We start from the raw sequence: 21738 nt of genomic DNA on the forward strand, positions 1-21738 counted from the left end.
TCAGATGAGGCGGATTTTTTTTTAATAGCAGAGCTATTAGAAAAAAATTCAACGAAATATGGGGCAAAAAGAAACAAAAAATGGCTTTTAGATAAAATTTAAACAGTTTCTTATAATATATTAAAACTGTGAAGCTTTATTTTTCATTCTTTGTATTTCTGTTTTTTGTTGCATCCATGAATGCTCAAATTGATAGCAGGAATAACTCCATTTCAATACCCGCTGTAGAAAGTCCGAAGGATTCATCAGATTCAAAAAGTATATTGCCATCAAAGCCTATTGAAAGTCCCAATACATTTAAGGGCCTATCGACACCAAAAACAACGCCTCAATTTAATTTTCCTAAAAAAGAATTTTCCATGACAGGTGGGGAGGTGTTTGGAAACCCAGGAGAACTGTACACAAAACAATTGGATAAGCACATAGAAAGCACCAGATTGATAACTCCAGAAGAAGTTGAACAACGAAATGGTAGTAGAACCGATCAGTTTTTTGGCGATTTTAAGAGTAAATCTAAGTTTGTAAATATTGCCTATCGCGATCATGGTGCTGTAGATGGCGATTTGATTCAGGTTAGGGTCAACGATGATGTTGTAGTGGCACGTGTGTTTTTAACAAATAGTTTTTCTGGATTAAAACTTGATTTAAAGCCTGGAATCAATAAAATAGATTTCGTGGCCCTTAATCAAGGGGAATCTGGACCTAATACAGCGGAATTCATAGTGGTTGATGATACAGGGAATGTGGTATCTTCAAATCAATGGAATTTGGCAACAGGAGTAAAAGCGACTATTATTCTTATTAAGGAATAATTTCACCCAACAATACCATCTATCAATTTTAATTCTTCTTCAGTAAACTTTAAGTTATCCAACGCTTTTACATTTTCTTTTAATTGGTTGGCACTACTGGCGCCAACAAGCACAGAGCTTACTTGTGGCTGTCTTAAAAGCCACGCAATAGCCATTTGTGATAGTTTTTGTTCACGCTTCACAGCGATGGCATTTAATGCCTTTACTTTTTCAATGTTATTCTTTACGGTATCTGTATTTAAAAATGAAAATGCTTTATTGGCCCTGGAATCTTCGGGAATCCCATGAATGTATTTATCCGTCAGCATACCTTGTGCCAATGGGGAAAACGCTATACAGCCTACGCCGTTGTCTTTTAAAGTATGCAATAGACCGTCTTCAACCCATCGGTCAAACATAGAATAACGTGCTTGATGCAATATAAAAGGTGTGTTTAAACGCTTTAGTATGCCTGCTGCTTTTTTGGTTTCTTCTGGCTGATAATTAGATATCCCAACATACAAGGCTTTTCCTTGGCGAACCATATCGGCCAAAGCGCCCATGGTCTCTTCTAAAGGCGTATCGGGGTCTGGTCTGTGATGATAGAAAATATCAACATAATCCAATCCCATTCGTTTTAAACTTTGGTCTATACTGGCTATTAAATATTTTCTGGAACCCCAATTGCCATAAGGGCCGGGCCACATATCATACCCCGCTTTACTGGCAATAAATAATTCGTCCCTGTAATTTTTAAAATCCTTTTTATAAATCGTACCAAAATTTTCTTCAGCAGAACCGTAAGGAGGCCCATAATTATTGGCTAAATCAAAATGGGTTATTCCTAAATCAAACGCACATCGCAACACCTTTCTGGCATTTTGCAAGTTATCAACAAACCCGAAATTATGCCATAAACCAAGCGAAATGGCTGGTAAAAGGACGCCACTGTTTCCTGTTCTGTTGTATGTCATTGTCAGGTAGCGTTCTGGTGATGCTAAGTAATCTTTTGGGTCTGTTTGGTCGTTAATTTGCATAAGTTTATTTAAAAAGTAAATACAGATAAAAGTATAAATTTAATAATACAAAATGCATTGCCAGTAAAAAACTATTATCATTCATTCCATTTTAAATAAAATTTTAGCATTAATCATTCGTCATAAACCCTTTAAAGGTGTTATTTTTGCACGCTACCAATTAATAAGTATGTCCGTATCAAAAACAGAATTAGAGGAAAGAATAGCTGGCAAAGATTTATATAGTTACCAAAAAGGTGCTATAGATAAAATTTTCAAGGCTTTTGAAGAATCTCCAGACGATTACCATTTGCTGTATCAATTACCAACGGGCGGAGGTAAAACCGTTATTTTTTCTGAAATAGTTAGACAATACTTAAAACATCATAAAAAGAAGGTGTTGGTGATGACCCACCGTATTGAGCTTTGTAAGCAAACATCTAACATGCTTACCGAGTTTGAGGTAGTCAACAAAGTGATTGACAGCAAAGCCGATTTGAGCGATCAAGGCGAGTACAGTTGCTTTGTGGCGATGGTTGAAACCTTGAACAATAGGCTGAATGATGATAAATTGGATATCTCTGATATTGGGTTGGTTATTATTGATGAAGCCCATTATAATTCCTTTACCAAACTCTTCAAGTTTTTTAGTCAGTGCTTTATTCTAGGGGTAACCGCAACACCTTTAAGTTCAAGTATTGAGTTGCCTATGACTGACAATTATGATGAATTGATTGTTGGTGAAAGTATAGAATCGTTAATAGAGAATGGCTTTTTAGCTCGGGCCGAAATGTTTTCATATAACGTTGGATTAACCTCTTTAGTAGTTGGTGCTAACGGTGATTACACGGTTAAATCATCAGAAGACTTGTATACAGCTAACGACATGTTAACTAAGTTGATACAATCTTATGAAGAACGTTCAAAAGGCAAAAAAACCTTAATTTTCAATAATGGTATTAACACGTCTTTACACGTATATGATACCTTTAGAAAAGCGGGATATCCCATTGCACATTTGGATAATACGAATACTAGAAAAGAAAGAGCCCAAATTTTAAAATGGTTCAAAAAAACACCAGATGCCATTTTAACATCTGTCAGTATTTTAACTACAGGTTTTGATGAACCTACCGTAGAAAGTATTATTTTAAATAGAGCGACAAAATCGTTGACGCTTTATTATCAAATGATTGGTAGGGGTTCTCGGGTTTTGAAAAACAAAAAAACCTTTGATGTTATTGATTTAGGTAATAATTTTCACCGATTTGGTCCTTGGGGCGATGATTTAGATTGGCAACGCATCTTCAAGTCTCCAAATTATTATCTGGATTCGCTTTTAAGTGATGAAGATTTAGAAAGTAATTTTAGATACGAAATGCCTGATGAATTGCGGGCAGAGTTCTCCAAATCACAAAATGTTCATTTCGATATTCAAAAAACATACGTGGAATCAATAAGAAACGGCGAGTCTTCAAAAGTCGTTTTAGAACGATCCATAGAACAACATGCTAAAATTTGTATAGAAAACAGCGAAGATGTATACGATGCTTTGGCCTTGGCAAAACTATTGGGGGACGATATAGATTTCAGGATAAATAGGTATACTAAGTGCATTAGTAAGAGCACGTTCAACTTTGTGGAATGGCTAAAAGGCGAATACAGAAAGAAGTTAAATGCCTATTTAAGGTCAAATTTCGATGAAGTTTTTGAGTCCATCCATGGGTACCCTCCAGAAGACTAAGAGACCGTTTAAATTTTGTTTTTGAAATATTTTATAGGGTATTTTTTTGTCAGACAAAGGTATTTTGAGATTCATAGCCATAGCTATGGATCGAAAAATAGCTGATGTATGGCAGAAAAAGGTACATAAAAGAGCCAAAGGATAAAATTTAAACAGTCTCTAAGCCTCAAAGCAGTTTTTTTAAAATATTGCCAAAATTAGCGTATATTTGTAGCATATATGCATGTTTAAGCATTTTCTATAATTTTTTTACAAAGAGTTTCTCGTTGATAAGATTTTATATAAAATTAATTGCAGTGCAGTAAATTTTTAATAATTAAAAACCTTTACCGTAAACTATGGCAAAATCACAAGTAACTTTTAACAAGATTGAAAAAGAAAAAAAACGCTTAAAAAAACGAGAAGATAAGCAAAAGAAGAAAGACGCTAGAAAAGCTGAATCTAAAGAAAACCCACAAGGTATTCAATTTGCTTATGTAGATTACAATGGTAATTTAACAGACACGCCACCAGACCCTTCCATGAAAATTAAGGTAGAGGCAGAAAGCATAGAAATTGGTATTCCAAAGAAAGAAATAGGCGATGATGAACCTACTGCAAAAGAAGGCAAAGTGTCCTTTTTTGATACTTCAAAAGGTTTCGGATTTATTTTAGACAGCATCAATCAAGAGAAATATTTTGTACATGTTAGTGGCTTACTTCAGCCAATAGCCGAAAACGATAGAGTCACTTATGAACTGGAACGAGGACAAAAAGGAATGAATGCTGTTCGGGTTAAAAAGATTTAATTTTTTAATCAAATTCATTAACTTACCCAAGTTTTAATTCATTTTGAGAAATCATAGTGCCTTATGAGTTTGCATGCCATAGAAGAAGATCAGGAATATATCAATCTACAAACCGAATTAGTTAGGTTACAGCAACATATTAAAGGAACCAATGAACGCGTACTTATCCTTTTTGAAGGCAGGGACACTGCTGGAAAAGGAGGAGCCATTATGCGTTTTATCCGTTTTTTAAATCCGAGATTATTTAGAGTCGTTGCCCTTTCCAAGCCAACAGAACGAGAAGTTGGCCAATGGTATTTCCAACGGTATATTGAACATTTGCCAGGACCAGGGGAAATGGTGCTTTTTGACCGCAGTTGGTACAACAGGGCGGTTGTAGAACCTGTTATGGGCTTCTGCACTAAAAAACAGTATAGCTTATTTAACAAACAAGTAGTTCAATTGGAAAAAATGCTGATTGAAGACGGCATACACCTATTTAAATTTTGGTTTTCCATTGATGCAGAAGAGCAAAAAAGACGTTTGGAAGACCGTGTTCATAACCCCTTAAAACAATGGAAATTAAGTAGCGTAGATGTGGAAGCCCAATCTAAATGGGCAGATTTTACAAAATATAAGGAAGCCATGTTTAGAAAAACAGGAACACCGCTATCACCTTGGGTCGTTATTAAAGGAAATGAGCGTGATGTTGCTAGAAAAGAAGTGATTCGTTATGTGGTTAACAGATTTGAATATGATGAAAAGGGAGCTACCAATGAACGTTTATCGCTTGATAATTCGATAGTAACAGAAGTTTTTGATTTAATTACTTTAAAAGAATGTATAAATAAATAGTTTAAACATTCTATCCCTAAAAACATTATGGCAATTCCACGTAAAACCATTCTCATTGTTTTAGCCTTTTTTGCTATTTATGTTATTTGGGGCTCTACATATCTACTTAATAAAATCGCCGTTGGTGAACTCCCACCATTTTTTTTGGCGTCATTCCGATTTACTACAGCAGGCATCATTATTTTTGCCATTGCTAAATCCATGAAACTTAGGTTATCCATCACCCGCAAACAACTCATAAATTGCGTGTTTTCTGGATTTTTATTCCTTGTCTATGGAAATGGTGTGTTTGTTTGGGCTTTAAAATATATTGATAGTGGCTTTGCAGCTTTAGAGGCATCAACACAACCGTTATTTGTTTTATTGTTAATGCGTCTTATTGATAATAAAAAAATGAAAGTTAATGCTTTGATAGGCATAGCATTAGGGGTTATTGGTATGTATGTTTTGGTAAGCCAAAAAGAATTGGTCACTCAAGAAGGCTCTCTTTTGGGCATGTTCATGATTTTAACCTGTGTGTTGAGTTGGAGCTACGGGAGTGTTTTTGTTTCAAAAGCAGATTTACCTGCCAATTATTTTGTGAGTACAGCTTATCAAATGATAAGTGCCGGAGTCCTTTTGGCCATTACAAGTTTGGTCTTTGGCGAAACTTGGATATCTCCTTTAGAATGGAGTGTTTCCGTAAAATGGTCTATGCTACTTTTAAGTGTCTTTGGAAGTGTGGTCGCTTTTACCTCGTTCAATTATTTATTAAAGGCGGTATCTACCGAAAAAGTATCGACCTCTGCGTATGTAAATCCCGTTATCGCTATTCTGCTAGGGTGGTACGTTTTGGACGAAGCCATATCGTTGCAAACCATTATTGCGGCCTCAATTCTTTTAACAGGCGTGTATTTTATAACTACTAAAAGAAAAATTAAAATAAGACCATTTGGACGTTAAAAGTGCAATAAAATTCATGCTTATAAGTACACTCGCTTTTGCGTGCATGAATAGTGTTGTAAAATATCTAGTTGCTACCAGCCCTTATCAAATTGTTTTTTTTAGATCCATTAGTTCTTTGATTTTCACTATGGGATTTCTGTATCAAAAAAAGATCTCCATTTTTGGAAACAATAAAAAATTATTGATTCTTAGAAGTTTGGTCGGCGTGACTTCCATGACTTTATTTTTTATGGCCACTAAATACATTCCCATAGGTACTGCTGTGTCATTGCGGTATCTAGCACCAATTTTTGCGGCTATTTTTTCTATTTTTTTGTTGAAGGAAAAAATAAAACATTGGCAATGGATATTCTTCCTCATAGCATTTTCTGGTGTGTTGGTTTTAAAAGGCTTGGATAAGCACATAGATAGTTATGGCTTGTTTCTAGCAGTTGCTTCTGCTGTTTTTAGCGGTTTGGTTTATATTGTTATCAGTAAAATAGGGAAGAGTGAGCATCCGGTGGTTGTGGTTAACTATTTTATGTTTATAGCCACATTGGTCGGTGGTTTATTATCCATCAATAATTGGGTTAATCCAGAAGGGTGGTTGGAATGGTTATTATTATTTAGTTTGGGGGTTTTTGGATATTTCGGACAGGTGTATATGACCAAAGCTTTCCAAGTAGCATCAACTAACCAAGTGGCACCATTAAAGTATTTGGAAGTTATTTTCACCGTATTGGTTGGGTTGTTTGTATTTGGTGAAATTTATACGCTTTGGAGTATCTTGGGGATATTCATGATTATTTTAGGACTCGTTTTAAATGTTTGGTATAAGTCGAATAGACTGGATTAAGTTGTACAGCACTCTGTGTATTTGTACTTTTGTCCGCCTTATCATAAATTAGTTTATACAATAAATGACTTTTAAAAATCGTATCAATCACATTAGAAGATGGTTTATGCATAGCATAACCAAGCATGTTGGCAGTGGGTATTCTGAACCTAAAGCAGGTGACCTTAACATCATTGATATAAAAAAAGTGCTGATTATAAGACCCAATCACCGATTGGGCAATCAACTATTATTAACACCTATTGTTCAGGAGGTTATTAATACATTTCCCAACTGTGAAATTGATTTATTCGTTAAAGGCGGTGTAGCGAATCCCGTATTTGAAAATTATAAGCAAATCAACAAAATCATGCAACTGCCAAAAAAGCCATTTAGTAATTTATTCACATATGCAAACGGGTGGGTGTCCATAAAACAAACCCAATACGATTTAGTTATTAATGGTGATAAAAATTCATCATCAGGGAGGTTGTTGACCCAACTTTCTAAAGCCAATTTCAAGATTTTTGGAAATAATTACGAAGAAATCGAGTCAAAATATGATGATTACGAGCATATTTCAAAATACCCCGTTTATAATTTAAGACACTATCTTAAGGAACTAGGGTTACCAGAAACGAATGCACCTATGCCATTATTGGATATCAAATTAAGGGATTCTGAAATAGCTAACGGTAAAACTATCTTAGACGACATTGTAAAGAACCCTAAAAAAACCATTTGTTTATATACCAATGCTACTGGCGATAAATGTTATTCTGAAGATTGGTGGTTTACTTTTTACACACGTTTGCAAAGTGAATATCCAGAGTATAATATTATTGAAATGTTACCGATTGAAAACATCTCAAAAATCAATTTTAAGGCCCCTCATTTTTATAGCAAGGACATCCGTGAAATGGCCAGCATCATTAAAAATACGTCCGTATTCATCGCTGCGGATAATGGCGTGATGCATTTGGCAAGTGCCTCGTTAACGCCAACGGTTGGATTCTTCTCGGTGACAAGTACTAAAATGTACGCGCCATATGGCAATGGGAGTGTGGCTTTACACACCAATGAGACCACTATTGATGATTGGTTTAAAGCCATAGGTAATATCCTCATTTTTTAACAAATCCTTATCACAACATCCTTTAATTTACCTGAACATATTCGTAAATTGTCAAAAAAATTAAAGTTTCATTAAATAACATAGATTAATATAAATCAAAGTCACCTTGTGTAACTTTGAGACGTGTTAATTAATCCAAAAACAAAGCATACATATATGAGTAAACAAGCATTATTAAATTCTTATAACAGTAAAAATTTAAACCTAAAAAATAGGGTAGTGATGGCGCCTATGACGCGAAGTAGGGCCAATAATGAAGGTAATACCCCAACAGACGATCTTCAAGGCATTTATTATGAACAACGGGCATCTGCTGGTTTAATCATTACCGAAGGCTCACAGGTATCACCAAGAGCGGTTGGTTATATTAATACCCCTGGCATTCATACCAAAGCACAAGTAGAAGGTTGGAAAAAAGTTACCAAACGTGTCCACAATAAGAGTGGAAAAATTTTCATTCAATTGTGGCATGTGGGTCGTGTATCGCATGCAGATTTTCATAACGGAGAATTGCCTTTGGCTCCCTCGCCAATCAATCCCAATGAAGAAGTATATACCAGCGAAGGCCTTAAAAAAACGCCCCCGCCAAAGGAAATGACCTTATCGGACATTAACGAAACGATAAACGATTTTAAAAATGCCGCAAAAAATGCCGTAGAAGCAGGATTTGATGGTGTTGAAATTCATTCTTCCAACGGTTATTTATTCCATCAATTTTTTAGTGGAACTACAAACAACAGAACCGATAATTATGGCGGGAGTACAGAAAACAAAGCACGTTTTTTCTTTGATGTATTAGATGCCGTTAAAGAAGTGATTCCAGAAGAAAAAATAGGAGCTAGGTTTAATCCTTCCTTAAACAATGTATTTGGTATGACGATGGACGAACAAACCATTCCAACATTTGAATATATTATTAAACGATTAAACGATTACAATTTGGCGTATGTTCATTTATCGGAGCCGTTTACTGATGTTTCAAATATTCCATATGCAGTAACAGAAATTGCAAAACATTTCCGACCTTTATATCATGGTACCTTGATGATTAATGCTGGGTTTACACAAGAAAAAGGAAATGCTGTGATAGAAGCTGGTGACGCCGATTTAGTGTCCTTTGGAAAGTTGTATGTTTCTAACCCCGATTTGGTGGAGCGTTTTGAGAATAACATGCCATTGGCAGATTGGAACCAAGACACGTTTTATACGCCCGGACCAGAAGGCTATACAGATTATCCAAAAGTAACAAACGCACAATACGTATAACCAATAAACTTAAAATATTATGAAATTTACAAGAAAAGCCAATGCACAATGGAACGGTGCAGGAAAAGACGGAAAAGGCTATTTAACAACAGCTAGTGGCGCACTAAGTAAGACACCATATTCATTTCACACACGTTTTGAAGACGGTGAAAAAGGAACCAATCCAGAAGAATTAATAGGCGCAGCGCATTCAGGATGTTTTGCCATGCAATTAAGTTTTTTATTGAACGAAGCAGGCTTTACGGCAACGACTTTAGATGTAGCCGCAGTGGTGACATTTGAAGATGGCAGTGTTACTAAAGTCTCTTTAACTTTAGAAGGCGATGTCCCTAATATTGATGCCTCACAATTTCAAGAAATAGCAACAAAAGCGAAAGAGGTGTGTCCAATTTCCAAACTTTTGAAAGCTGACATTAAATTGAATGTTACTTTAAAATAGATCTTAAATAGCTATTTTGCCAAGAATACACAAATGTTTTTATAAAGCATAAAATCATATTTATTCGTGGCGTAAACTAATTATGAGCCTAATAAAACGTGTCATTTCGTGTATCCCGATAGTCCGGGACTCGAGGCGACATTTAGTTAGTCTGTCAGTTAGAGAGAAATACCGAGGCACGAGGTATTTTGTATCGAGAACTTTAGTTAAATGAGCTTCTCGATACAATTTTCTCATGTTTCGTAATCCCGATAGCTATCGGGACGAAGTGATATTTAGTTTTTTAATTATACTTTCATTCGGTTTGTCAGTTCGAGCAAACTACCGAGGTACAAGGTGTTTTTTTGTATCGAGAACTTTTATATCAATAACCCATCCAAAAAGTAGGTCATTCATCGGTAATTTTTACACTTAAAAACATTTTATCGTAAAGTTTTGGAGTTCATAAGATTTTTAATGTTTAGTAAACCTAAACTACTAATTTTAAACAAATTAAAACCCAAAGCCCCATGAAAAAACTAACAACTCTACTATCTTTAGCCAGTTTGCTAAGCATTTGCTTCACAACCATGGCACAAGGTATCGCTAGTAATGCAAACCTAATTGCAGACGACTACAAAAAACGCAGTGCCGTTTACGATTATTCAGAAAGAACATTAAACAATATCGATAGTGTACCCGATTTTCAAGCAAAAGCCGAAAAACTAAAAATTACCGGGACCATTTACCAAAGCGATGGCATAACACCAGCGAAAGATGTTATTTTATATATCTTCCAACCAGACGATAAAGGTAATTACGAAATGAAAAGGGATGCCAACCGCAAACGCTATGTACACCACAGGGCTTGGATAAAAACCGATGACGATGGCAAATACACATTCTACACCTTTATGCCGGGTAAATTATTACGTACCAAAGAATTAAAACAAATACACCGTATCATTAAAGAACCAGGCAAACCAGAACAAGAATTGGCACCATTCTTTTTTAATGACGACCCTTTAATCCCTGAATTAACGCTGGCATGTCGTGCCGAATCCGTTAAAAGCATGCTTAGGATAGAAGAAAAAGATGGTATGTTCGTAGCCACAAAAGATATTAAATTAGGCAAAACAGACGCTCTAGAATTTTAACAATATTTAAGTTGCTATTTTTAAGCTCACCAGTATACTTTTAGTATGCTGGTTTTTTTATGGATTTTTTTAGCCGATAGTCATCATATTAACAAAAAATTAAACAGTTTGCGTCAAAAATTTGCTATATTTAATTGACTACCACCAAGTTTATAACATCATAAATTTATTTAAGCATGCAAAAGATTTTATTAATAGGTACCATCATGATGGTTTTGGTGGCCTGTGGATCGGGTAGTCCAAAATATGGTGACAACACCAGCAAAGTGCTTGATAATATGATTGAAAACAAATCGTTTGAAATAATATCAAGTAGCGCACAACCTCTTATGACAGCTGCCATGCAACAACTTGGTAATGCCGGAGTATTTGTGAATGGAAGCACAGCGGGAAACATTAACCTAACAACCAATGCCAATTATTTGCGGATGAAAAACGATTCCGTTATGGCGGATTTGCCGTTTTATGGTGAGCGACAATTTGGTGGTGGTTATAATAACGCATCGGGTATTGAATTTGAAGGTATCCCCAACAATTTACAAATAAAAAAAGTAAAAGATTTGGATTATGAAATTAGTTTCGATATTCATGATAAAAATTCAAATACGGAAAACTATCAAGTGTATATTAAATTGTTCCCCAATTTATCTAGCTCCATGGTTATAAGAAGTACCAATCGCAGCAATATTCAGTTCAGGGGCCAAGTCCGTGAGTTAGATAGCGACAAATAATGCCATTTGGTTAATAGCAATTGAGATTTAGTTTCATATAACATTTAAAAGTAAAAAAAACAGGCATGCTATATCACACGCTTGTTTTTTTTAACTGAACTCATCTTGACTTTTTTGATTGAAGTGAAAATTAGCTATTTTGAGTCTGATTGAAGGCGTTTTTGAGTTGCATAGCAGAGCTACGGAAGGAGAAAAAGACAAAAAGCAGGCTCAAAAGAGCAATTTTTTAACCAATTGGAAAAAGTCAAGATGAGTTCATTAACATGCTAATTAGGAATAACCACTGTTGCTATACTTTTTCCTGGCATTATAAACAATAAATCACCTTCTACTTTTTCTAAATTGGTTTTTTCAACATTTTTGTCTATAGATGTTATGTATAAGTCAGCCGAATTTGGCACGACACCATTTACAGCAAAACCAATACCACTAACACTTGAGAAGTTTTTATTGATAATTACAATGACAGTTTTACCATTACCCGTATAGGCAGTTACATTCAGACCTTTTTCAACACTTGTCTGGGCTTCAACCCTGTGGTACCCAGGTCTAACAAATCTTGAGAAATGAGAAAATGCATACCCTCTTTTTAAAATTTGATCCCTACTAGTCCCTTGCTCACCATCACCAATAAATGAGTAATAGCGTTGTATGTACCACCATAGATAAGCGTTCCAATTTAAGGTCATTGATTGATGGATTGTTGAAAGCATGTCCATTGATTCGTTCCATATGGTAGCACTACTTAGTTGAGACCATGAAGTTGTAGCATTTTGATTCATTAAATATTCCGTCATCCAAATTTCTTTTCCTTTTTGTTCAGCAAGTGGGTAAGGATCTAAACCACCTCCATATATATGACCTCCAATAATGTCAACGTTTTCAACAGCTAATGGATCATTAAGAATGGGGTCTGAAAAATTTTTTCTAAATTGAAAAGACTCCGGAGCAATGACTTTGTTTTCAATGTCTTGAGCGTTTTCTCTCATAAAATTCAGCATTTCTTCAGAAGTCCACCGTGTCCATTCCCCCCAATCCGGTTCATTTTGGATAGATATGGCATATAAAGGCACTCCATTAGTTTCCATATAGGTATTAAAATCATTCAGATGGTCTACATACGCACCATATTTTTCAGGTAGTACTCTTTCTTCAGTGCTATTGGGGTCGAGTAATTCAGCAGGGGCATTCCAAGGACTAGCAAACACTTTAATTCCCTTAGATACGGCATACTGAGCCGTAGGAAGCTCAAGTGCCCATTGACTTGGATTGGGATCAATATGAATTCTTAAAATACTAAAACCAAGTTTTCCGTCACCTTCACCAAATACTAATTCACGTTCATTTTCATTTAAATCAGTTCTCCAAACAGGATGATTAATGCCGCCAAATCCTTGAATAAGTTGATGTTGTGTTGAGGTAGTTACATTAACTTTAGTTGTTAATTTTAAAATGGGGTCAACGACTTCTGTATTGGTATCTTCTTCGCCACTGCTACAGGAAATGATAAGTATAACGGACAAGAAACCAAGGCATTTTTTTAATTTTTTCATAATATCTTAATTATAGTTTAGTTTTTAATATATATGATAGATGCACACACATACAATTACATAAATACAATTAATAATATATTTCCAATTATAGGTTTAAAACATAATTTGATAATTTTGAAACATTTATACCTTATTAAGGTCTTGTATCATTAAGTTTAAAGCATTTATGTGTTATAATGGCATTTGGGCTATTATGTTTTTATCTTTTAAAAGTGAATGAGTGGTTGCAGACTAAAAACCTGTTTGGCCACGAATACCAAAAACAATAACACAGCTAATGAGTAAAGGAAGATGCACTAAAGTGTATAGTTTGACTATTGTTTAGACCAATAAAATATTAATCAGTTCTTTATTTCAGTAATCTTCATCGCCCAATCAATGACTGATGGGTTTTGTTTATCTGGAAATAGCGGTAACTCCAAAACGCCTTTTTTATTCGTTTTTACATTAATTGGATGTCCCCATTCGCCATTAAGTGGGTTGAACCATACCAACGCATAGGATGTATTGGGTTTAAACCCTTTCAATACAGGTGAAACGGACTGGTTTTCAAAATACAGCAACGCAAAATCCTTATTAGGCGTCCGCATCATATAAGACCATCCATCCAATCCCATCTCAGGACTACCCGGTGCTTTGTTTGGATTCAAATCTTTAGTAGCGGGTTGCAGATTCTGATAATTATGTCCTTCCGACAAGATAAACGTATTGAGGTGCTGCATATAATGTCCGGAGTCATATTTCAAGGCTTCCCAAAAATGGGGACGAGCCCCAGAAGGTTCTCCAGTACTAGTCATGTCATAAGCTGCCGTACCATGAACATGACCAGATAGTGCGCCTGAAAGTACCGAACCATACATTTGTGCCCGTGCAAAATAATTATCCCGTACCGAATTAGCTGGTGGCCGTTCGCCATTTGGTTTGTTAATGGAATGGTCCCATCCTGTATAATAAGGCTCAAAATTAATGGCTGGATACGCTGGATTCAGATTAAAAAGAGTGTCTATCGCAGTAGTAACACGGTGGTCTCTTGGTTTATTGCCCACACTATGCATCATTAACCAGGGAACATCCTTATCATGTCCAAATGCTTTGTAAGTGGATCGATCGATTAATGTTGTAACCACTTGGCCATATGGCATGGGTCCATATTTTTCTAAATGATAGGTTAGGGCCTCATTAAACTCATCGGCCGTTAGGCTAAAGTCCTTTGGAATCCAATCCAAATGAATACCGCTAAAGACCATATTATAAGCACCATAGCGCGAGATAAGATATTGAACATAACGTGCAAAACTTTCCTTAAAATCAAAATAGGCATTCCAAGAAGGGCCAACATCCCGTCGCACCGTTTCCAATAAAGGCACAAGTCCTTCTTCAGACATGTATGCCATTTTTTTATCCAAGCTTTTAAAGTATTCAGGATTGATGGTATTAAAATCGGACACACCTTTATGGGTATCGGACATGGCGAACGGTAAATTTCCATATTCGTCCCGCATATTTTTTGAAGTAAACGTGCCCCAATAACTCAAACCGCCAGAGGCATCGGTGCCTGTAGCATCGGACACATCATAACCAAACTTTTCCCAAGCATTTCTTAAAAATACCCCACTGGAATCGGCGTAGGTGCTCGGGTGGTTATCGGCCTCCCAATTCGGGAATGCCGCAATCATACTTACCGAATTATACCCTTGGTTTTTACGATAATTGATGGCATCTTCAAATCCGATGCCTGTGTCGGGTATGTAATTATTTTCAGTAGCAGCATTTCTAAAAGGCAATCGCCACGTAGATCCAGCAAGCCACGTGTCGCCAATCATAAAAAAAGGCGTGCCATCGGTATATTGTAAGGCACGACCGTTTTCAGTGGGTATCACAAAACCACGACGGTTGGGGTTTGCTTCTTTTTCCTTATCTGTCCATTCAACGGCTGTAAACGCGCCACTTTTAGTGTTCAATCCGTTATCATTAGGTTGGTTTGAGCCACTTTTCCAGGTCCACATACCTGCTTTGGTTGCCACAACACGAACTAAAAAATCATTTCCCCCATTCCAGAACCCATAAATGCGTTTGGAAAAATCAGGTCCTTCCAAATCTACCCAACAGGTAACCTCTCTATAATAATTAGTATAGGGGTTTTCGGTTTTTAACTCAATTTCCAATAGTTCCCAAGTATGGATTTGTGGCGTAGCATTGGTTTGAGCAGTCATGATAAACATATTGCAAACCATAAAGAAACCGATCAAAAAAAGGCGTGAGGATATAAATTTATAAGTCATAATGGATGTATCTATTCCATAAATATAATAAGAATTCCGCATTAAAATCCTTTGTTCGTTTTGGAAGTAGGGAGAGAAGTAGTAAATACACACAGTTACAGAGATTTACAATTATTTTATATGATAACAGCCAAACGTTTAATCATTTTAAGCTAAATTTTATTAAATTACGTGTTCAACTAACTGTACATAACTAATCAAGACAACTACAATGAAAAACACATATTCCTTTACGCTTAAACTAGTTTCTATTAGTACCTTACTATTAATTTTTGTGACCGGGTGTGGCGAAGTTCTACCCAGAAGTGAAGGCCCCGGCGATATTTATACAGCCGCAGGTTTTCCTCCTGTTACGGCGCATAGTACCACGCGAGCCTTATTCGCTGCTTACAACGGACCGCTTTATCAGGTGACCCGTGAGTCGGATGGCGAAACTTTAAATATAGGCGTGGTACAACCCAGCACTGGTGATGCCGGAGGCTATGCCGATGCAGCTGCCCAAGACGCATTCTGTACCGATGCCACATGTTGGATTAGCATCATTTATGACCAATCCGGACATGGAAATGATTTAAAACAGGCGCCTCCCGGAACATTTAGGGGACTAGCCAAAGGCGGATTTAATAGTCTCCCGTTGGCCGATATGGCTCCCGTAACGATTAACGGTCATAAAGTCTATGGCACGTATGTCATGCCGGGTTCGGGTTTACGAAATAACAATGCCGTGGGTCTTCCCATTAATGATGAACCAGAAGGCATCTATATGGTACTTGATGGCACGCACTATTCCAGTGGCTGCTGCTTTAACTATGGAAATACATCCACGAACAGTAGAGCAGTGGGCACAGGTACCATGTCAACGGTGTATTATGGTACGGCTACCGCCTGGGGAAAAGGTGAAGGCGAAGGTCCATGGATCATGTCGGATATGGAAGCTGGACTTTTTTCAGGTTATGAAACCAAAGAAAATGTTGCGAACCCTACCATCGATTCTTGGCGCTTTGTAACAGGCATGGTGAATGGGGGCGGGGGCAACCAATGGGAAATATGGGGCGCCAATGCACAGGAAGGCGACTTATTAAACTTCTATAAAGGCGTTCGTCCACAATCAAAAGAAAATGACACCTATTTTCCCATGAGCCGTAAAGGGTCTATACAAATGGGAAATGGTGGCGATAATGGTAACGGTTCTGCTGGTACCTTTTATGAAGGCATCATGACTGCAAGTTATCCCACGGAGGACGTTGTAAAAGCCGTGCAGGCAAACATTGTGGCGGCTAAATATGATGTGCCAAGTGTTAGTTTATCGCGATTGACAAGTTTTACACCGGGTGCCGTTCATGAACTTAAAGTATCTTTTACCAACACCTCTGCAGAAGCGGTATCAGATGTCCAATTGTCATTGGATTTACCACAAGGATGGTCTTCAGAAGCGACTACAACCCTGAGTGGAACCATAGCAGCGGGCGTTACCGTAGAAGCGGTTTTTAACATCACATCTCCAACATCGGTGGATGCAGGTTATCTAAGAGCCAAAGCGGAATGGGGCAAACAATCTTTTGAAACATCACAACGCATAAGAAACGTCCTTGCCGTAAAAATTAACGAAGCGAGTTTTAGTGGTGGTGACAATCCCACCAATCAATTTTTGGAGCTTTATAATGCCTCTGATGCCGATGTGAATATTTCCAACTGGTCGGTTATCAATACCCCTGGTGAATGGGCTCCCATTCAAATGGCTAAAATTCCGGAAGGAACCACATTAGGTGCTGGTAAATTCTACCTTTTTGGTTTAGCACATTCTGGTTTGGTAGCATCAGCAAACGCGGGTGACAAACTGATTCATGTTCGCAGCACCGAAGGGTTAAGCGTCGGTCAGCAAATGGATATCGAGGGTGAAAAAGTTACCATTGCCAGTTTGGGTACGCCGGCGACTGATAAAACCATTGTCTTTGTGCCAGTAACTACTGGGCCATGGCTTGATTTTCCTGTCGGAACTACCAATTTACCCGTTGCCAATGCGGAAGGTTTTATGGTAGGGGATAAAGTAGGTATTGATTTGGGCGGACAGTATGAAATTGCTACAGTTACCGAAGTAGGTAAGGGTTCTACACAAAGTAGCTTGGCGGAAGAAACAAAAGCAGGTGACACCATTATAAAAGTATGGCAAAATGCCAACATGACTCCGGGGGATACGTTGACCATCAATACTGGGTCACGTGTGGAATATGCCGTTGTAAAAAATATCATTACGGTGGTGAATGCACCATTAAGAGGCCGATTTACGGGCGACCCAGGTCAGGTGGAGTTAACCGCGCCTCTTAAAAACGATCACATATTAGCTGCGGATGTGGCATCACCGGGAACGGGGATTAGCTTCACGCCAGCAACACGTTTTGCCCATAAAAGCGGTGATGCCGTTCAGGCACTCGGAAGTGGCGTGACCTTAAAAGAAGGCTTGGCTAAAAACCATGAATTAGGCGCACCGATTGTGCTTTCTGGAAACACCAGCATGGGGTATCAAGGGACGGTTCAAGCCAATCACTATTACGGATTGCCTATGTCCATTTATGCAGGTTCTGTGGCGTTGATGGATGCCAGTGGCGAGGTGCTAATAGATGCCATCATTTATGGGTCACAGCAGGGCAACTCAAGTTCCAGAGGTTCGGTAGCAACACCTCAAATAGCGACCTTGGAAGGCGAACAAACCCAAGGTGGTTGTATCGCGGTGCTTCCAGGTTCTAGCCAAGGTTCGTTTACGGATTCTTACGATCCTATGATACGAAGTTTGGGACGTTTCCCTGATGGTGCTGATAGCGATAGTAATTGCCAAGATTTTAAATCACAAGCTGTCATCACCTTGGCAAGCGCATCCACCGTTGGTTCTAAAAACATCAAAGTAATTAGTGTGGAAGGTCTAAGCGTGGGTCAACAAATCGTTATTGGTTTGGGTCCTCATGCTGAACAAGTGGCCATTACAGACCTCGGTAGCACAGGAGCAACTACCGTAAGGGCTGCCATTGCTGCTGGGGAAACCACCATTCCAGTCGCTACTATTATTGGTTTTAGTGAAGGTCAAACCATTACCATAGGCAGTGGGTCCAGACAGGAAACGCTAGTCATTGCTTCCATCACCAGACCACGCCGTAATTTTGAAAACCCATCCGAAAGTCAAGGTGCCTCTATTACCGTGAATAAAGGTCTGAGTTATTCACATGCGGCTGGCGAACCACTTTCTGGTAGTGGTGTTACGTTTGGTACAGCTTTAAGCAAAACCCATGCACAAGATGAGCAGGTGTCCAGTAGTTTACCGACGCCGGGGGAAGCGAATCAGTATTAGGGTATAGTAATACAGTTGTTTGGCTATATCTATAAAATAAAAAAGTACAGTCTTTTGTTAAGAGGGAAACTGTACTTTTTTGAATATAGAAGTGATTTAAACTTTTTTGATTGAAGTGAAAATTAGCCATTTTGAGTCTAATTGAAGTCTTTTTTGATGTGCATAGCAGCGCTACGGAAGGAAAAAAAGATGACAAGTAGGCTCAAAAGGGCAATTTTTTAGCCAATTGGGAAAAGTTTAAATCACTTCATATAATAGAGGGTGAATGATGCTAAGAATTTAAAAAATCGATTAAGAGTTTATTGAGTTCGTGTTTGTGGGTGATGTTCAATCCATGTGGGCCGCCTTTCATCATATGGTACTCACTATTTTCAATGCCTTCTGCGGCTTGGTCTCCCGAAGTTTTTATTGGGACTATTTGGTCCTCGTCGCCATGAACAATCAGGCACGGCATAGTTACATTGCCGAGTTCGGGTCTAAAATCGGTTTCAGCCCAAGCCCTGGCTGCTTGTATGGTAGCTCGGGGAGAGGCATGGGCAGCAATGCTCCAATCGTAATCCAATTGGGCTTTACTTACCATGTTTCCCAAAGGGGCATCCACATAATTGTAAAAGTTTTTATGGAAATCCTTTAAAAACCCCACGCGGTCGGTCTCCAAAGCGTCCAAAATAGTATCTAATTTGCTTTGTGGAACGCCATTGGGATTGTCAGCTTTTTGTGCCACTAACGGAATAATGGAACTTATTAAAGCCACTTTACTAATATTTTCGGTTCCAAAATCGGTGCAATAACGAACCACTTCACCGCCGCCCATAGAAAAACCGACAAGCACCACATCCTTAAGTTCCAATTGGGTAATGATTTCATGTAAATCGGCTGCCAAAGTCGTATAATCATAACCACTCCACGGCTCGGAAGAAGAACCAAACCCACGTCGATCGTAAGCAATGCATCTGTAACCGGCTTGCACCACCGCCCAAATTTGTTGTTCCCAAGATTTATGCGATAATGGCCAACCGTGAATCAATATCACGGGCTGCCCAAAACCATAATCCTTAAAATATAAATCGACTAATTCGTCTGTGCTATTATTTGTTATAAACATTGATGTACGTCTTTTTAATTACAAGCATGTAAAATAGCACTTGCTATAAAAAAAAATGTGTTGTGTTGCATTAATTTTTAACTCAAATAAATACGCAGGAGACTTTTTATGGAATTTGGTTTAGCATAAGGGTGGGTCTATTACCGTCAATAAAGGGTTGAGCCATTCACATACGGCAGGCGAACCGCTTTCTGGTAGTGGTATTACCCTTAGTGCCGCTTTGAGCAAAAACCACGCACAAGAGGAGCAGGTGTCTAGCAGTTTGCCAATACCGGGGGGAAGCGAATCCGTACTTGGAGATTATAATGGTTATAATAGCTTATTATTCATCACATCTAATTGAACTCATCTTGACTTTTTTGATTGAAGCGAAAAATAGAGATTTTTTTTACAGATTTTAGCTTTTTAGCACTTCATAGCAGCGCTACGGAGTAAAAAAAAGGTAAAATATGGGGTAAAAAGATCATTTTGCAGCCAATTGAAAAAAGTCAAGATGAGTTCATTATGTTATACACACATGAACCTTAAATTCATCAAAAAATCACGTATCTTTAAGATTCATTGTTAAAGCTAAAATTACAATCTATCTATGAAGTATTTTATGTCCTGTCTGCTTGTTGTACTACTCTTTGGTTGCAATGAGCTGAATCCTAAAGGCGAAAAAGAGGTGGGTAAGTTTGTAAAACAATGGAACGATGACCATACACAACTAAAGTTCCCTTACTTAGAACGTTACTATATGGATGTTGTAACCTATTACGGAAAAGAGCGCAACAAAAGCCAAGTGCAGCAAGACAAGCATTTGCTATTTCAACAATTTCCAGACTATACACAGCGTATTTTAAATGATAAACTTGTTATCACGAAAGAAGCAGGAAGCTATTTAGTGGCATTCACCAAACAGGTAAAATACAATGGTATAGAAGCAAATTATGACTCGTATCTTTCAGTGATGATTAAAAATGGAGCTTTTAAAATACTACGGGAAGGTGTTGCAGAAAATGCTAAAAACCTAGATGCTCCCATATTTCCTGATGCTCGTGAAAACAATACGAGCATCTCTAATAGAAGGCAACTGTTTGGCGATTTTAATGGCGATGGGATATCAGATTATGCTTCTGTAATCTCTCCAGAATTGCTTTCTGCAACAGAAACTGATACCCAAAACAGTGATACGGTAGAATGTAAAGGTGGATGCAACAGCGTCATCATCTTTAGTAATAAGGACCTAGAAGCGATCACAATTAAAGGTGCGTACCAATCACAATTAGAAAATCTTAAAGACCTTAATAGCGATGGCGCAGACGAGATTGGTTTTTGGGATATAAAACCTACAACCAAGAGCCTGTATGTTTTTAATGCATCAACCGGTACGTTGCTTACAAAACCTATCGTTATTAATACCACCGTCCATAAAAATCTTAAACTTATAGACGTATTTAAAAAAACAGGCACTAATAAAATTACAGTTACATATAGTGCAGAAGCCAATGGGAAGTGGGTCTTAAAAAGTGAAGTGATTGTATTGGATTGAGCAGTTAATTAAACTTTTATTCCAAATATTTATAAAACTCTGGTAGTACAATATGCTTGACTCCATTATAATTTCTTAAATTTATTACATAGAACTCGTTTAAACCAATTAATAGAAACGTATGCTTACCATTTATAAATTATTAATCATACAATTACCCATAGGTACTCCAAACCCAGATGACAATAAACCCTTAAATTTTTCAGAACCCTTTGATGTCATTGTATTTCTTATTTTACCAGTTCTCGTTATTATATTTTACATATTGTGGCGGAAAAATAA

Annotated in this window: 18 protein-coding genes; 14 read left to right on the forward strand and 4 right to left on the reverse strand. The window is 37.5% G+C overall.

Features of this window, described 5'->3' with window-relative positions; translation table 11 throughout:
• The first annotated feature begins 128 nt into the window (after positions 1 to 128).
• Entirely contained in the window at positions 129 to 812 is a 684-nt protein-coding gene (locus tag CSW08_RS00005) for a hypothetical protein (protein ID WP_238987167.1), read from the forward strand.
• A 2-nt stretch (positions 813 to 814) separates the two neighbouring features.
• Here the strand turns inward: CSW08_RS00005 and mgrA are convergent, their stop codons facing one another.
• Positions 815 to 1828, reverse strand: a complete 1014-nt coding sequence (gene mgrA, locus CSW08_RS00010; RefSeq protein WP_106657860.1) for an L-glyceraldehyde 3-phosphate reductase — start codon at positions 1826 to 1828, stop codon at positions 815 to 817.
• Between the two features lie 169 nt (positions 1829 to 1997).
• Here mgrA and CSW08_RS00015 point away from each other — a divergent pair, with 169 nt between their 5' ends.
• The 10 genes from CSW08_RS00015 to CSW08_RS00060 all read left to right on the forward strand — a co-directional run bounded on the left by CSW08_RS00015 (position 1998) and on the right by CSW08_RS00060 (position 11639).
• The gene (locus CSW08_RS00015; protein WP_106657861.1) at positions 1998 to 3551 is read left to right on the forward strand and encodes a DEAD/DEAH box helicase; all 1554 of its coding nucleotides are present in this window, start codon (positions 1998 to 2000) and stop codon (positions 3549 to 3551) included.
• A 338-nt stretch (positions 3552 to 3889) separates the two neighbouring features.
• Positions 3890 to 4339 (forward strand): cold-shock protein, encoded by a 450-nt coding sequence (locus CSW08_RS00020; RefSeq protein ID WP_106657862.1) that lies wholly within the window; start codon positions 3890 to 3892, stop codon positions 4337 to 4339.
• Between the two features lie 63 nt (positions 4340 to 4402).
• Positions 4403 to 5173, forward strand: a complete 771-nt coding sequence (ppk2, locus tag CSW08_RS00025) for a polyphosphate kinase 2 (protein WP_106657863.1) — start codon at positions 4403 to 4405, stop codon at positions 5171 to 5173.
• Between the two features lie 27 nt (positions 5174 to 5200).
• Positions 5201 to 6115, forward strand: coding sequence for an EamA family transporter (locus CSW08_RS00030; RefSeq protein WP_106657864.1), 915 nt, complete (start codon positions 5201 to 5203; stop codon positions 6113 to 6115).
• Positions 6105 to 6953: a DMT family transporter gene (locus CSW08_RS00035; RefSeq protein ID WP_238987168.1), complete on the forward strand. Its 849-nt coding sequence runs from the start codon at positions 6105 to 6107 to the stop codon at positions 6951 to 6953. Before CSW08_RS00030 ends, CSW08_RS00035 begins: the two co-directional genes overlap by 11 nt.
• Positions 6954 to 7059: 106 nt before the next feature.
• Complete coding sequence (locus tag CSW08_RS00040) at positions 7060 to 8067, forward strand: glycosyltransferase family 9 protein (RefSeq protein WP_238987169.1); 1008 nt, start codon at positions 7060 to 7062, stop codon at positions 8065 to 8067.
• Between the two features lie 156 nt (positions 8068 to 8223).
• Positions 8224 to 9333 carry an alkene reductase gene (locus CSW08_RS00045; protein ID WP_106657867.1) on the forward strand — a complete coding sequence of 370 codons (1110 nt, stop codon included), beginning with the start codon at positions 8224 to 8226 and terminating at the stop codon, positions 9331 to 9333.
• A 19-nt stretch (positions 9334 to 9352) separates the two neighbouring features.
• Complete coding sequence (locus CSW08_RS00050) at positions 9353 to 9772, forward strand: OsmC family protein (RefSeq protein WP_106657868.1); 420 nt, start codon at positions 9353 to 9355, stop codon at positions 9770 to 9772.
• Positions 9773 to 10281: 509 nt separating this feature from the next.
• On the forward strand, positions 10282 to 10908 hold the full coding sequence (locus tag CSW08_RS00055) for a hypothetical protein (protein ID WP_106657869.1): 627 nt from the start codon (positions 10282 to 10284) through the stop codon (positions 10906 to 10908).
• A 176-nt stretch (positions 10909 to 11084) separates the two neighbouring features.
• Entirely contained in the window at positions 11085 to 11639 is a 555-nt protein-coding gene (locus CSW08_RS00060) for a DUF4251 domain-containing protein (protein WP_106657870.1), read from the forward strand.
• 266 nt (positions 11640 to 11905) lie between these two features.
• On the opposite strand, the gene CSW08_RS00065 is transcribed toward CSW08_RS00060, so the two are convergent.
• Positions 11906 to 13192 (reverse strand): glycoside hydrolase, encoded by a 1287-nt coding sequence (locus tag CSW08_RS00065; protein WP_106657871.1) that lies wholly within the window; start codon positions 13190 to 13192, stop codon positions 11906 to 11908.
• 344 nt (positions 13193 to 13536) lie between these two features.
• Positions 13537 to 15408, reverse strand: coding sequence for a DUF5060 domain-containing protein (locus CSW08_RS00070; RefSeq protein WP_162495532.1), 1872 nt, complete (start codon positions 15406 to 15408; stop codon positions 13537 to 13539).
• A 280-nt stretch (positions 15409 to 15688) separates the two neighbouring features.
• Between CSW08_RS00070 and CSW08_RS00075 the strand changes: the two genes are divergently transcribed.
• The gene (locus CSW08_RS00075; RefSeq protein ID WP_106657873.1) at positions 15689 to 18817 is read left to right on the forward strand and encodes an arabinofuranosidase catalytic domain-containing protein; all 3129 of its coding nucleotides are present in this window, start codon (positions 15689 to 15691) and stop codon (positions 18815 to 18817) included.
• Between the two features lie 271 nt (positions 18818 to 19088).
• Here CSW08_RS00075 and CSW08_RS00080 read toward each other — a convergent pair whose 3' ends face one another.
• Entirely contained in the window at positions 19089 to 19922 is an 834-nt protein-coding gene (locus CSW08_RS00080) for an alpha/beta fold hydrolase (protein ID WP_106657874.1), read from the reverse strand.
• Between the two features lie 157 nt (positions 19923 to 20079).
• Here CSW08_RS00080 and CSW08_RS00085 point away from each other — a divergent pair, with 157 nt between their 5' ends.
• Positions 20080 to 20265 carry a hypothetical protein gene (locus CSW08_RS00085; protein ID WP_106657875.1) on the forward strand — a complete coding sequence of 62 codons (186 nt, stop codon included), beginning with the start codon at positions 20080 to 20082 and terminating at the stop codon, positions 20263 to 20265.
• Positions 20266 to 20511: 246 nt separating this feature from the next.
• On the forward strand, positions 20512 to 21456 hold the full coding sequence (locus CSW08_RS00090; RefSeq protein WP_106657876.1) for a hypothetical protein: 945 nt from the start codon (positions 20512 to 20514) through the stop codon (positions 21454 to 21456).
• Positions 21457 to 21738: the final 282 nt, after the last annotated feature.

Origin of the sequence: Confluentibacter flavum (assembly GCF_002843175.1) — a bacterium.
Taxonomy (GTDB): Bacteria; Bacteroidota; Bacteroidia; order Flavobacteriales; family Flavobacteriaceae; genus Confluentibacter; species Confluentibacter flavum.

Excerpts from the sequence above, each read along its gene's own strand:
- mgrA (WP_106657860.1), bottom strand. The coding sequence starts at position 1,828 with ATGCAAATTAACGACCAAACAGACCCAAAAGATTACTTAGCATCACCA.
- CSW08_RS00015 (WP_106657861.1), top strand. The coding sequence starts at position 1,998 with ATGTCCGTATCAAAAACAGAATTAGAGGAAAGAATAGCTGGCAAAGAT.
- CSW08_RS00020 (WP_106657862.1), top strand. The coding sequence starts at position 3,890 with ATGGCAAAATCACAAGTAACTTTTAACAAGATTGAAAAAGAAAAAAAA.
- ppk2 (WP_106657863.1), top strand. The coding sequence starts at position 4,403 with ATGAGTTTGCATGCCATAGAAGAAGATCAGGAATATATCAATCTACAA.
- CSW08_RS00030 (WP_106657864.1), top strand. The coding sequence starts at position 5,201 with ATGGCAATTCCACGTAAAACCATTCTCATTGTTTTAGCCTTTTTTGCT.
- CSW08_RS00040 (WP_238987169.1), top strand. The coding sequence starts at position 7,060 with ATGCATAGCATAACCAAGCATGTTGGCAGTGGGTATTCTGAACCTAAA.
- CSW08_RS00045 (WP_106657867.1), top strand. The coding sequence starts at position 8,224 with ATGAGTAAACAAGCATTATTAAATTCTTATAACAGTAAAAATTTAAAC.
- CSW08_RS00050 (WP_106657868.1), top strand. The coding sequence starts at position 9,353 with ATGAAATTTACAAGAAAAGCCAATGCACAATGGAACGGTGCAGGAAAA.
- CSW08_RS00055 (WP_106657869.1), top strand. The coding sequence starts at position 10,282 with ATGAAAAAACTAACAACTCTACTATCTTTAGCCAGTTTGCTAAGCATT.
- CSW08_RS00060 (WP_106657870.1), top strand. The coding sequence starts at position 11,085 with ATGCAAAAGATTTTATTAATAGGTACCATCATGATGGTTTTGGTGGCC.
- CSW08_RS00065 (WP_106657871.1), bottom strand. The coding sequence starts at position 13,192 with ATGAAAAAATTAAAAAAATGCCTTGGTTTCTTGTCCGTTATACTTATC.
- CSW08_RS00070 (WP_162495532.1), bottom strand. The coding sequence starts at position 15,408 with ATGACTGCTCAAACCAATGCTACGCCACAAATCCATACTTGGGAACTA.
- CSW08_RS00075 (WP_106657873.1), top strand. The coding sequence starts at position 15,689 with ATGAAAAACACATATTCCTTTACGCTTAAACTAGTTTCTATTAGTACC.
- CSW08_RS00080 (WP_106657874.1), bottom strand. The coding sequence starts at position 19,922 with ATGTTTATAACAAATAATAGCACAGACGAATTAGTCGATTTATATTTT.
- CSW08_RS00090 (WP_106657876.1), top strand. The coding sequence starts at position 20,512 with ATGAAGTATTTTATGTCCTGTCTGCTTGTTGTACTACTCTTTGGTTGC.